The sequence below is a fragment of the Comamonas sp. JUb58 genome (genome assembly GCF_004364775.1).
Taxonomy (GTDB): Bacteria; Pseudomonadota; Gammaproteobacteria; order Burkholderiales; family Burkholderiaceae_C; genus Comamonas.
Genome location: NZ_SOAL01000015.1, coordinates 98,953 through 111,695 on the forward strand (window position 1 = coordinate 98,953; position 12,743 = coordinate 111,695).

Annotated in this window: 9 protein-coding genes; all 9 read right to left on the reverse strand. The window is 62.0% G+C overall.

Going from position 1 to position 12,743, the window contains the following annotated elements:
• Positions 1–13: 13 nt before the first annotated feature.
• The gene (gene groL / locus EDF71_RS16935; protein WP_133857735.1) at positions 14–1,657 is read right to left on the reverse strand and encodes a chaperonin GroEL; all 1,644 of its coding nucleotides are present in this window, start codon (positions 1,655–1,657) and stop codon (positions 14–16) included.
• A gap of 168 nt (positions 1,658–1,825) precedes the next feature.
• A complete protein-coding gene (locus EDF71_RS16940) occupies positions 1,826–2,116 on the reverse strand; it encodes a co-chaperone GroES (RefSeq protein WP_021025779.1) in 291 nt (96 codons plus the stop codon).
• A 346-nt stretch (positions 2,117–2,462) separates the two neighbouring features.
• Positions 2,463–3,143, reverse strand: a complete 681-nt coding sequence (locus tag EDF71_RS16945) for a TetR family transcriptional regulator C-terminal domain-containing protein (RefSeq protein ID WP_133857736.1) — start codon at positions 3,141–3,143, stop codon at positions 2,463–2,465.
• 148 nt (positions 3,144–3,291) lie between these two features.
• Complete coding sequence (locus EDF71_RS16950; RefSeq protein WP_133857737.1) at positions 3,292–4,224, reverse strand: hypothetical protein; 933 nt, start codon at positions 4,222–4,224, stop codon at positions 3,292–3,294.
• A gap of 195 nt (positions 4,225–4,419) precedes the next feature.
• Positions 4,420–5,547 (reverse strand): ribonucleotide-diphosphate reductase subunit beta, encoded by a 1,128-nt coding sequence (locus tag EDF71_RS16955; protein ID WP_133857738.1) that lies wholly within the window; start codon positions 5,545–5,547, stop codon positions 4,420–4,422.
• Positions 5,548–5,605: 58 nt separating this feature from the next.
• Positions 5,606–8,509 (reverse strand): ribonucleoside-diphosphate reductase subunit alpha, encoded by a 2,904-nt coding sequence (locus tag EDF71_RS16960; protein ID WP_133857739.1) that lies wholly within the window; start codon positions 8,507–8,509, stop codon positions 5,606–5,608.
• A 408-nt stretch (positions 8,510–8,917) separates the two neighbouring features.
• Positions 8,918–9,541 carry a 1,6-anhydro-N-acetylmuramyl-L-alanine amidase AmpD gene (gene ampD, locus EDF71_RS16965; protein WP_133857740.1) on the reverse strand — a complete coding sequence of 208 codons (624 nt, stop codon included), beginning with the start codon at positions 9,539–9,541 and terminating at the stop codon, positions 8,918–8,920.
• 11 nt (positions 9,542–9,552) lie between these two features.
• Positions 9,553–11,073 carry a sigma-54 dependent transcriptional regulator gene (locus EDF71_RS16970; protein WP_133857741.1) on the reverse strand — a complete coding sequence of 507 codons (1,521 nt, stop codon included), beginning with the start codon at positions 11,071–11,073 and terminating at the stop codon, positions 9,553–9,555.
• Positions 11,070–12,734, reverse strand: a complete 1,665-nt coding sequence (locus EDF71_RS16975) for a PAS domain-containing sensor histidine kinase (protein WP_166656567.1) — start codon at positions 12,732–12,734, stop codon at positions 11,070–11,072. The genes EDF71_RS16970 and EDF71_RS16975 overlap by 4 nt, the downstream gene beginning before the upstream one ends.
• Between the last annotated feature and the right edge of the window lie 9 nt (positions 12,735–12,743).

Genomic DNA, 12,743 nt, shown 5'->3' on the forward strand with positions numbered 1-12,743 from the left:
ACAGCCGGGGCAATTACATGCCCATGCCGCCCATACCACCCATGCCGCCCATGTCGGGCATGGCAGGAGCTGCGTCAGCCTTGGGGGCTTCAGCAATCATGCACTCGGTGGTCAGCAGCAGCGAAGCCACGGATGCAGCGTTTTGCAGCGCGGTGCGGGTCACCTTGGTGGGGTCCAGGATACCCATTTCCAGCATGTCGCCGTAAGTGTCGTTGGCAGCGTTGAAGCCGAAGTTGCCATTGCCCTTGAGCACGGCATCTACCACCACCGATGGCTCGCCACCAGCGTTGGCCACGATTTCGCGCAGAGGCGCTTCGATGGCCTTCATCACCAGCTTGATACCAGCGTCTTGCTCGGCATTGCCGGTAGCCAGGGCGCCCACGGATTGCTTGGCGCGCAGCAGAGCCACGCCACCACCGGCCACGATGCCTTCTTCCACAGCAGCGCGGGTAGCGTGCAGGGCGTCTTCCACGCGGGCCTTCTTTTCCTTCATTTCGACTTCGGTGGCAGCGCCCACCTTGATCACGGCAACACCGCCGGCCAGCTTGGCCACGCGCTCTTGCAGCTTTTCACGGTCGTAGTCGGACGTGGCTTCTTCGATCTGAGCGCGGATTTGCTTAACGCGGGCTTCGATTTCAGCAGCTTGGCCAGCACCGTCGATGATGGTGGTGTTTTCCTTGCCGATTTCGACGCGTTGGGCTTGGCCCAGGTCTTCCAGGGTCACCTTTTCCAGCGACAGGCCCACTTCTTCAGCGATCACCTTGCCGCCGGTCAGGATGGCGATGTCTTCCAGCATGGCCTTGCGGCGGTCGCCGAAGCCAGGAGCCTTCACAGCCACAACCTTCAGGATGCCACGGATGGTGTTGACCACCAGGGTAGCGAGCGCTTCGCCTTCGACGTCTTCTGCAATGATCAGCAGAGGACGGCCGGCCTTGGCCACAGCTTCCAGCGTAGGCAGCAGGTCACGGATGTTGCTGATCTTCTTGTCGAACAGCAGCACGAAGGGGTTGTCCAGAATCGCGGCTTGCTTTTCTGGGTTGTTGATGAAGTAGGGCGACAGGTAGCCACGGTCGAACTGCATGCCTTCAACGACATCGAGTTCGTTGTCCAGCGACTTGCCTTCTTCCACGGTGATCACGCCTTCCTTGCCGACCTTGTCCATCGCGTCAGCAATGATCTTGCCCACGGATTCGTCGGAGTTGGCGGAGATCGAACCGACTTGGGCGATTTCCTTGGAGGTGGTGGTGGCCTTGGATTGCTTCTTCAGCTCTTCCACCAGGGCGGCGACAGCCTTGTCGATACCGCGCTTCAGGTCCATGGGGTTCAGGCCAGCGGCCACGTACTTGGAGCCTTCGCGCACGATGGCTTGGGCCAGCACGGTAGCGGTCGTGGTGCCGTCACCAGCGATGTCGTTGGTCTTGGAAGCCACTTCCTTCACGAGCTGGGCGCCCATGTTTTGCAGCTTGTCCTTGAGTTCGATTTCCTTGGCCACGGACACACCGTCCTTGGTCACGGTAGGGGCGCCGAACGAACGCTCGAGCACCACGTTGCGGCCCTTAGGGCCCAGGGTCACCTTGACGGCGTTAGCCAGAATGTTCACGCCTTCAACCATGCGTGCACGTGCTTCACCGCCGAATACTACGTCTTTTGCTGCCATTTTTGGCTCCTAAATACTTGAAAACTTGAAATGAGAATGAATGCTCGGGAGAGAAAGCGTAGCGAGCAGGTGTCAGGCTAGGCGCACGGAGCACAGCAACCGGAACGTACTTGGGTACGTGAGGATTGCGAGCACCGCGCAACAACGCATGACGCCTGCGCAGTAGCTTTATTTCTCGACGACAGCGAAGAGGTCTTCTTCTTTCATTACCAGCAGTTCGTTGCCGTCCACCTTGACCGATTGGCCGGAGTACTTGCCGAACAGCACGCGGTCGCCGACCTTCACGCCCAGGGTGATGGACTCGCCCTTGTCGTTCTTCTTGCCTGGGCCAACGGCCAGCACTTCGCCTTGGTCTGGCTTTTCAGCAGCGTTGTCGGGGATGTAGATGCCCGAAGCGGTCTTGGTTTCGTTTTCCAGACGCTTAACGATCACGCGATCGTGCAGAGGACGCAGGTTCATAACAACTCCTTCAATATCAATACCAGGTTTTGATGAAAGATGGCCCGGCAGATGCCGCGCCAAATACGCAAAAATGTCTGAGAAGCGGTGGTTTTAGCACTCTACCCCTTCGAGTGCTAATAATAAGGTCATTTGATGACAGTTCAAGACTGCGGGGGCTAAAAAATCCTGCGGGCTGTGCTGTCGGATCGTGATACCTCAGTGCGGGATTCGCGCAAGCATTGATGGATGCTTGGTATGTTGCTATTAAATTTGTAGATGTGCAGGCGGGTGCGGCAGGCAGCGCGGGGGACAAGCGCTGCACCATCGGTCACGCTGCGGCGTTCCGGCAGCCACAGCCCCGTGCTCAATCCGGCAGTTCGATCTTGAGCGTGGCCGACAGCATCTGCACCAGCAAGGCCTCGGCCTGGGCGAAGTCGCCAGCGTCCAGCGCGGCCTTGTTCTGCAGCAAGGCAAACTGGGTTTGCTGGTCGACATAGCCTTGGGTGATGGCCCAGATGCTGAACATCAGGTGCTGGAAATTGACCGGGGCGATCAGGCCTTGCCCGGCCCAGTGCGCAAACGCCGCCACATTGGCTGCCAGCAACGGCGCGATGCGCTCGCGCACCGCAGAGGCCGCAAACGGTGCGCCGGCAATCATCTCCTTGGTGAACAACTGGCTGCCATAAGGGCGGGTGCGGGCGAACTCGAACTTCTCGCGGATGTACTGGCGGATCTGCTGCGCCGGGTCACCGTCCTTGGACAGGCCCGTCATATGACCCAGCCAGTCATCGATCACCGAGGCCAGCACGGCCTGGTACAGCGCCTCTTTGCTGGGGTAGTAGTACAGCAGGTTGTGGCGGCTGAAGCCGGCGTCCTGCGCGATCTGCTCCAGCGGTGCACCTTCAAAACCCAGCAATGCGAAATGCCGCTCTGCCGAGCCCAGGATCATGTCAATCTTGCGCAGGCGGGCGGCACTGGGTTTGCGGGCCATCGCGGCAGTGGCTGCATGCGCGCTGGCTGGCGGTGTGGGAAGGGCATCATTCATGAGCCCGTATTGTCTGGCATTTGGGAGGCCTTGTAGCCAGACATGAATAGCGCTGCACGACAGACAAGAAAAAAGGCAACGCATTGCGTTGCCTTGGTGACCAAGAGGCGCCTTGCGGCACCCGGGCATGTTGCCCGGCTTGGTGGTCTTATTGTGGGCGGCTGTTGGTCGGGAAAGGCCATGCAGCATTGGTGCTGAGCACGGTCTTGACAGGCTCTGCAGCAGCAGGCGCAGCAGCAGCTGGAGCCTTGGCAGGAGCGGCAGCCTTCTTGGCAGGTGCTGGAGCCTTGGCAGCAGCAGGTGCCTTGGCAGGAGCAGCGGCCTTCTTGGCGGGTGCTGGAGCCTTGGCAGGAGCAGCAGCCTTCTTGGCTGGAGCAGCGGCCTTCTTGGCAGGAGCTGCAGCCTTCTTGGCAGGAGCTGCAGCCTTCTTGGCTGGAGCAGCGGCCTTCTTGGCAGGAGCGGCAGCCTTCTTAGCTGGAGCAGCGGCCTTCTTGGCAGGAGCGGCAGCCTTCTTAGCTGGAGCAGCTGCTTTCTTGGCAGGAGCGGCAGCCTTCTTGGCTGGAGCAGCGGCCTTCTTAGCTGGAGCAGCGGCCTTCTTGGCAGGAGCAGCAGCCTTCTTGGCTGGAGCAGCGGCCTTCTTGGCAGGAGCGGCAGCCTTCTTAGCTGGAGCAGCGGCCTTCTTCGCAGGAGCTGCAGCCTTCTTAGCTGGAGCAGCGGCCTTTTTGGCTGGAGCGGCGGCCTTCTTCGCTGGAGCTGCAGCCTTCTTGGCTGGAGCGGCGGCCTTCTTCGCAGGAGCCGCAGCCTTCTTGGCTGGAGCGGCGGCCTTCTTCACGGCAGTCTTGGCGGCCGCGGTGGATTTGGCTGCGGGCTTGGCGGCGACCTTCTTGGCGGCGGCTGGCTTGGCAGCTGCCTTTTTGGCGACGGCCTTGGCAGCAGGCTTTGCAGCTGCCTTGGTGGCGGCTGGCTTGGCAGCGGCCTTTGGCTTTGCAGCTGCCTTGGGGGCGGCTGCCTTGGTTGCAACTGCCTTCTTGGCAGTTGCCTTGGTGTCAGCAGTTTTCTTGCTTGCTTTGGACGTTGCCATGCTCTTCTCCTTCGGGTCAATTTAGAAAGCAGACTTCATGCCTGATTGAATTCGACACGAAGTTTTGATAGCAAACTGAATTGTGCATCAGCTGCTAGCAACTGGCATAGTGCAAACCTCAATAAAGACGCCAAATTTCACAGTTTTCTCTCAGGAAAACCACATTTTTACGGGGTTTGCACATCAAGGTTGGCGTCAGTCCCAGGAAAGCGCGCCACCCGACTGGTATTCGATGACCCGTGTCTCGAAGAAATTTCGTTCCTTTTTCAGGTCGATCATCTCGCTCATCCACGGGAAAGGATTGTCCTCGTTGGGGAACAAAGCATCGAGGCCGATCTGCGTTGCGCGGCGGTTCGCGATGTAGCGCAGGTAGCCCTTGAACATCGATGCGTTCATGCCCAGCACACCTCGGGGCATCGTGTCTTCGGCATATTGGTATTCAAGTTCGACTGCTTGAATAAACAAGGCGTTTATCTCGTCCTTGAATGCTGCGGTCCAGAGGTCCGGGTTCTCCAGCTTGAGCTGGTTGATCAGGTCGATGCCGAAGTTGCAGTGCATGGACTCGTCGCGCAGGATGTACTGGTACTGCTCGGCCGCGCCAGTCATCTTGTTCTGGCGGCCCAGCGCCAGGATCTGCGTGAAGCCCACATAGAAGAACAGGCCCTCCATCAGGCAGGCAAAAACGATCAGGCTCTTGAGCAGGGTCTGGTCGGTCTGTGGCGTGCCGGTCTGGAAGTTGGGGTCCATGATCGCCTCGATGAAGGGGATCAGGAAAGCATCCTTGTTGCGGATCGACGGGACCTCGTTGTAGGCGTTGAAGATCTCGGATTCATCGAGGCCCAGCGACTCGACGATGTACTGGTAGGCATGGGTGTGGATGGCTTCTTCAAAGGCCTGGCGCAGCAGGAACTGGCGGCACTCCGGTGCGGTGATGTGGCGGTAGGTGCCCAGCACGATGTTGTTGGCGGCCAGCGAATCGGCGGTGACGAAGAAGCCCAGGTTGCGCTTGACGATGCGGCGCTCGTCCTCGGTCAGGCCATTGGGCGATTTCCACAGCGCGATGTCACGCGTCATGTTTACTTCTTGAGGCATCCAGTGGTTGGCGCAGGTAGCCAGGTATTTCTCCCAGGCCCATTTGTATTTGAAGGGCACCAGCTGGTTGACATCGGTCTTGGCGTTGATGATGCGCTTGTCGGCGGCATTGACGCGCTTGAATGTGGCGGCAGCCTGCGATGCCGAAGGCGCGGCTGCCGTAGTGGCCGTGGTGGCCGCTGAGGCTGGCGTGGCCAGCGCGTCCATGGATTCTTCTTCAAAGCTCAGCATGGATGAATGCTCCTGGTGGTGGCCGCTGTTGCGGCCCGGTTCAGACGGTCAGCGGGGTTTACTGGCAGGCTTCGCAGCCGGGGTCATCGATGGCGCAAAAGCGGATGTCGGTGCCGGGCGCGGCGGCCTGCGATGCAGCGGCGGCGGCGTTGGCGACGGCCTGGGCAACGGGCGAGGCATGGCTGCTGGGCACGGCATTGAGCACGCGGCTTTGGATGGTGGACTTTTCGGCATGCGTCGCGCTGGTGGTGCGCAGGTAGTAGGTGGTCTTGAGGCCGCGCACCCAGGCGAGCTTGTAGGCGTCGTCGAGTTTCTTGCCCGAGGCCCCTGCCATATAGATATTGAGGCTCTGCGCCTGGTCTATCCATTTCTGGCGCCGCGAGGCCGCTTCCACCAGCCAGACCGGATCGACTTCAAAGGCCGTGGCATACAGCGCCTTGAGCGCATGGGGCACGCGGTCGATGGGGCGCAGCGAGCCATCGAAATGCTTGAGGTCCATGACCATCACATCGTCCCAGAGGCCCAGCTTCTTGAGGTCGCGCACCAGGTACTGGTTGATCACGGTGAACTCGCCCGAGAGGTTGGACTTGACCGACAGATTGCCAAACGAGGGCTCGATGGAGGCATCGACACCGACGATGTTGGAGATGGTGGCCGTCGGCGCAATGGCCACGCAGTTGGAGTTGCGCATGCCGTCCTGTGCGATCTTGCGGCGCAAGGCTTCCCAGTCCAGCTGCATGCTGCGGTCCACCTGCACATAGTCGGCCTGGCCGCGCGACTGGGCAAGCAGGTCCAGCGTGTCCAGCGGCAGAATGCCTTGGCTCCACAGCGAGCCGGGGTAGCTGCTGTAGACGCCGCGCTCGCGCGCCAGTTCGGTCGATGCCCAGTAGGCGTAGTAGCAGACGGCCTCCATCGAGCTGTCGGCAAACTGCACAGCCGCATCGCTGGCGTAGGGGATGTGCAATTGGTAGAGGCTGTCCTGGAAGGCCATGATGCCCAGGCCCACCGGGCGGTGGCGCAGGTTCGAGTCGCGTGCCTTGTCGACCGCGTAGTAGTTGATGTCGATGACGTTGTCGAGCATGCGCATGGCCGTGGCGATGCTGCGCTTGAGCTTGTCATGGTCGAGCGTGAGGCCGCCTTGGCCGTCGTCCTTCAGATGGCGTGCCAGGTTGACTGAGCCCAGGTTGCAGACGGCGGTTTCCGTGTCGCTGGTGTTCAGCGTGATCTCGGTGCAGAGGTTGGACGAGTGCACGACGCCGGCATGCTGCTGGGGCGAGCGCAGGTTGCAAGCATCCTTGAAGGTGATCCAGGGGTGGCCGGTCTCGAACAGCATGGACAGCATCTTGCGCCACAGATCGACCGCCGGCAGCGTCTTGCTCAGCGCCAGCTCACCGCTGGCGGCCTTGGCCTCGTAGGCGGTATAGGCCCGCTCAAAGTCCTGGCCGAAGCGGTCATGCAGATCGGGCACATCGGACGGGGAGAACAAGGTCCACATGCCTTTTTCCATGACCCGTTGCATGAACAGATCGGGAATCCAGTTGGCGGTGTTCATGTCATGGGTGCGGCGGCGGTCATCGCCGGTGTTCTTGCGCAGCTCCAGAAACTCCTCAATGTCCAGGTGCCAGGTTTCCAGATAGGCGCAGACGGCGCCCTTGCGCTTGCCGCCCTGGTTGACGGCGACGGCGGTGTCGTTAACCACCTTGAGAAAAGGCACTACGCCTTGTGATTCGCCATTGGTGCCCTTGATGCGGGCGCCCATTGCACGCACAGGGGTCCAGTCATTGCCCAGGCCACCGGCAAACTTGGACAGCAGCGCGTTCTCGCGAATCGCATCGTAGATGCCGCCCAGGTCATCGGCCACCGTGGTCAGGTAGCAGGACGACAGCTGCGAGCGCAAAGTGCCGCTGTTGAACAGGGTGGGGGTGGACGACATGAAGTCGAAGGACGAGAGCAGGTCATAGAACGCGATGGCCCGCGCATTGCGATCGTCCTCTTTCAGTGCCAGGCCCATGGCCACGCGCATGAAGAAGGCCTGGGGCAGCTCGATGCGCTGCTTGCGCACATGCAGAAAGTAGCGGTCATACAGAGTCTGCAGACCCAGGTAGTCAAACTGCAGATCCCGTTCGGGCTGGAGGGCTGCGGCCAGGCGCGGCAGGTCGAAGTCCAGCATCTCGGGCGCGAGCAGTTCATGCTCCACGCACTGTGCGACAAAGCCGGGAAAGTAACTGCGGTAGGCCGCGCCCATGTCGGCACTGCTGACATCCTGGCCGATCACTTCGCGCGTGATGGTGTGCAGCAGCAGGCGCGCGGTGACAAAGCTGTAGTCCGGGTCCTTTTCAATCAGGGTGCGGGCGGCCAGGATGGAGGCCTTGAACACCTCGTCCATGTTGACTCCGTCATAGAGGTTGCGCAGGGTCTCGCTCAGGATGGGCGCGGGGTCGACATCTTGGCCCAGGCCCTGGCAGGCTGCGGCAATGCGGTCATGGAGTTTTTTGACATCGAGCACGACCTGCTGGCCCCGGTCCTGCACATGCAAGCTGGCATGGGCTGGCGTGTGCTGGGCCTGGAGCTGGGCGCGCTCCTGGTTGCGGCGCTCGCGGTACAGCACATAGGCACGTGCCACCTCATGGTTGCCACCCCGCATCAGGCCCAGCTCGACCTGGTCCTGCACATCTTCGATATGGAAGGTGCCGCCGCCCGGGCGGGAGCGCATCAGCGCACGCACCACCGTATGGGTCAGGTTCTCGACCACTTCGCGCACACTGGCCGATGCCGAGCCCTGGCTGCCATGCACGGCCAGAAAGGCTTTCATGATGGCGGTGGTGATCTTGGGGGGCTCGAAAGGGACGACTGCTCCGTTGCGCCGCATGATCTGGTAGTCCGGCAGTACGGTGAATCCATCCAGGGTGCGCGAGCTGGCGGCCGGTGCGGCCCGTTGCTCGGAAAGCGAAGCAGCGCTCATGATGTCCTCTCTGTGGTGTGTGAAAAGCCGGAGAAACAGCGCTGTGCATGCCGGTATCACTGAGCCGCCGGATACCACCTGACGCTACATATAGTGTTTTATAAAGCGCTGGACACTACCTGTAGTGTATGGCGCATTGCGCATTTTGTGTGTAGCGCTGTTGCCCATGCTGCGCAGCAAGACGGCGGCAACTGCGCATGGCGTCGTGGTTTGCAGAGGCAAACCACCGCTCTGTGTGTGTTTCTGCGCTATCCGCGTTGCGAGCCTGCGTAAAACATGGGCATTGCATCTGAAAAAAATTTTTTCAGATGTGGAGATTTGCTGTGTTTTTTGTGGCGTGCATGCCTAGCATTGCATGCGGATGCACGACAAATGCAGGCCGTTTATAGGGCTGGGCAATAGCCCGATTCAGAGCTTGAGTGAAGCGGGAAACATGGCTGCTGGCCAGGCCAGATCCTGCTGCAGCCGGGGCCAGAGAAAGCCCGCGCCCGGGTCGTTCTTGCGGCCCGGCGCAATGTGTTCATGGCCGGCAATATAGGCGATCGCATACTGCGCGCGGATCTGCTGGCACAGCTGCACGAGGCTGTCGTACTGGGCGGGCTCGAAAGTCTCGCCCTCCAGGCCTTCGAGCTCGATGCCGATGGAGTCATCATTGCAGCGGGGCCGGCCGCGCCAGAACGATTGGCCGGCATGCCAGGCGCGCTGGTCGGCACTGACAAACTGCCACACCTCCCCCTGGCGGGTGATGAAGAAATGCGAGGACACCTGCAGGCCCCGGATGCTCTGGAAATAGGGGTGGGCATCCCAGTCGAGCTGGTTGGTGAAGAGGCGCTGCACATCACCCGTGCCGTAGAGGCCGGGCGGCAGGCTGATGGAGTGGACGACCACCAGATCGGTGCATGCGCCCTCGGGCCGGGGCCCGAAATTGGGCGAGGGGCAGTGCCTGGCGCTGCACAGCCAGCCGTCCTGCCAGAGCGCTTGCGCCGGCGCTGGCGGGTTGATATCGGCAGGGGTGCCCGGTGTGGTGGCCATGGTCTCGGGCCCTAGGGCTGCACCCCATCGCTGGGGTCGTGGATCTGCAGCCGCTCCATGCGGTAGCGGATCTGGCGCAGGCTGATGCCCAGGCGGTTGGCGGCGGCGGTGCGGTTGAAGCCAAACTCCTGCAGGGCACGTACCAGGATGTCGCGCTCGATCGCATCGAGCCAGGACTGCAGATCGGAGGGCAGATCCTGCGGCGGCGGAAAGCGCTGCAGGCTGCTGGGCACCGCGGCTGCGGCCTGCGGCTCGGGCGGCACCAGTGGTGCAGCGGGGAGTACATAGGCGGGCGCGCGCTCAGCCACCATGGATGGAGCGGGGGCTGGCGCCGGCACAGGCGCGCTGGCATCAGGGCGGGCCTGCTCCACCTGCAGAAAAGCACCATCACTCAGCGCTACCGAGCGCAGCAAAAGGTTCTCCAGCTCGCGCACATTGCCCGGCAGCGCATGGCCTGCCAAGGTCTGCAGCGCTTCGGCGCTGAGCTGGGGCACGGGCTGGCCGCTCTCGTTGGCAATGCGTTCCAGCAGCACCTGGCACAGCGCGGGCAGGTCCTCGCGGCGCTCGCGCAGCGGCGGGACAAAGATGTCGATGACGTTGAGGCGGTAGTACAAGTCCTGGCGGAAGCGCCCGGTTTGTACATCGGCCGCCAGGTCGCGGTGGGTGGCACTGACGATGCGTACATCGACCGCTTCTTCCTGTTGCGAGCCCAGGGGCCGCACCTTGCGTTCCTGGATCGCACGCAGGAGCTTTGCCTGCATCGACAGCGGCAGCTCGCCGATTTCATCGAGAAAGAGGGTGCCGCCATGGGCGGCCTGGAAAAAGCCTTCGCGGTCCTGGTTGGCGCCTGTGTAGGCGCCTTTGCGCGCGCCAAAGAATTCGGCTTCCAGCAGGTTTTCGGGGATGGCGCCGCAGTTGACGGCCACCATCGGGCCGTGGGCACGTTGGCTGTTGCGGTGCAGGGACTGGGCCACCAGCTCCTTGCCGGTACCCGATTCGCCACGCACCAGAATGGGCGCCATGCTGCCGGCCACCTTGGCAATGCGCTCGCGCACCTGCTGCATTACCAGCGATGGGCCAATCAGTTCGCGCTGGGAAGGCGCATCGGACGGGGGGGCTTGAACAACGGGCTGAGGTTGAGCTTGCGCAGGTGCATCTTGCAGCCCCTGGCTGGCCGAGGCCACCACCTGGCGAAACTGTTTGAGGTCCACCGGCTTGGTCAGGTAGTCAAATGCGCCTTCGCGCAAGGCGGCGACAGCATTGTCGGCCGAGCCATAGGCGGTCATCACAATGGCGCGTTCGCTGCGACCCTGGCTGCGCAGATCCTGCAGCAGCTCCATGCCCAGGCCATCGGGCAGGCGCATGTCGGTGATCAGAATATCGAAGCGGCGCTGCTGCAGTTGGGCACGGGCTTCCTGCACCGAGCCCGCCGTGTAGACGCGGTAGCCTTCGCGCAGCAAGGTCAGCTCATAAAGGGTTCTGAGGTCGGGCTCATCGTCCACGACCAGAACAGTGGTGTTTTCAAAACTCATGCCTGGTGGATCAAATCAGTCTGCTGGGGATGCGCGGGGCTGGCGGCCCTGCGAAACTGCACAATGAAGGCGTTGCCCTGGGTCAGCGCGGGCAGCTCCGTGCTCTGCCTTTCATAGCGGATCATAGCGCCATGGCGGGTGCAGAGTTCGCGGCAGATGTACAGGCCCAGCCCGCTCGATCGGCTCTCGGACGAGAAGAAGGGCTCGAACAAATGCTTTTCAATGGTTGGCTCAATGGGCGCGCCATCGCTCCAGACCACCAAGGTGGTGGTGCCCGTCAGGCTGCTGTGCGTGCTCACGCGCAAGGAGTCGGCGCAGTCGCGGCGGTAGCGCTGGCCGTTGTTGAGCAGGTTGTAGAGCAGCTGGCGCAGGTGGCCGGTATCAAAGGCCACCAGGCTGTCATCGGCTTGCAGCGACAGCGACACCGTGTGGGCGGCAGGCGCCATCGCCATCCAGTCATGGCAGATCTGCAGCACCGTGTCATTGAGGGCAATGGAGTCGCCATCGCCCGGCTGGATCTGGTTGTGTACGCGGGCAATGTCCAGAATGTCTTCTGCAATGCGGCCCAGGCGCAGGGCGTTTTGCTCGACCATATAGGTCAGCCGCTTTTGGCCCGGATCGGTCAGGTCTTCGTCAAGCAAGGCATTGGCCTGGGTGATTGCCGTCAGTGGGTTGCGGATTTCATGGGCCACAGCGGCTGACATGCGGCCCATGGCCGCCATTTTTTCGGTGCGCAGCCGGGCCTCTATCTCCCGCAGGTCATGCAGAAACACCAGGCACAGCGGGTCATTGTCATGGCTGCCGATGCTGCCGAAGGTGGGCAGCGGATGGGTCAGCCAGGTGCGTACATGCAGGCCAATGGGGGCCATCTGTGGCGCGGTGATCGCCAGGTCCTGCGAGACGGGCTTTTGATCGGCAAAGGTCTGGGTGACCTGCTCGACAACACCGCGCCAGGCGGGCAGCTGTGCCAGCGCCAGCGGCAGGTGGGGATGGCCCAGCAAATTCATGGCCGCCGGATTGGCAACGCGCACCTGCAAGTCCTGGTCGGCCACCATCACGCCATCGGGCAGGTTCTGCAGGATCAGCGCATTGATCTGCTCTTGCTGGTTGGCCGCTGCGGCATTGCGCAGGCCCTGCAAGGTCTCGCGCTCCACACGCGAGGCGAGCAGGCGCACCAGAATGCCGACCAGGAAATAGGCCGCGCCGGCCATCCCTGCCTGCACGGTGTTCTGCGTGACATCGGGGTCGAGCACCGAGACGCGAAAACTCAGCGACTCGACAATCAGAAAGATCGTGATGTAGGCGCAGCTGCCCAAGGTCACCAACCAACCGCCCATGGTGCCGGCAAACAGCACCGCCAGGCCAAACATCGGCGTCAGGGTGTAGGTGCCGGTCTTGGTGATTTCCAGCAGCGAGATCAGCAGCAGATCCATGCCCACCGTCGGCAGCCAGGCATAGACACGGCGTTGCGGCGGCGGTTTGTGGCTGAGCGCGGCATAGAGCATGGCCGAGATGCCATAGACGCCCAACAGCGCCAGTTGCGACAGCAGCTGTCCAGACTGCGCCGGCGTGATGGCCATCACGCCAAGTGCCAGCAGCAAGGCCACAAATACGCGGGCCACCAGGTAGCCGCGCCACAGGCGCTTGAAGGGGGTCTCCATTAACTCCTG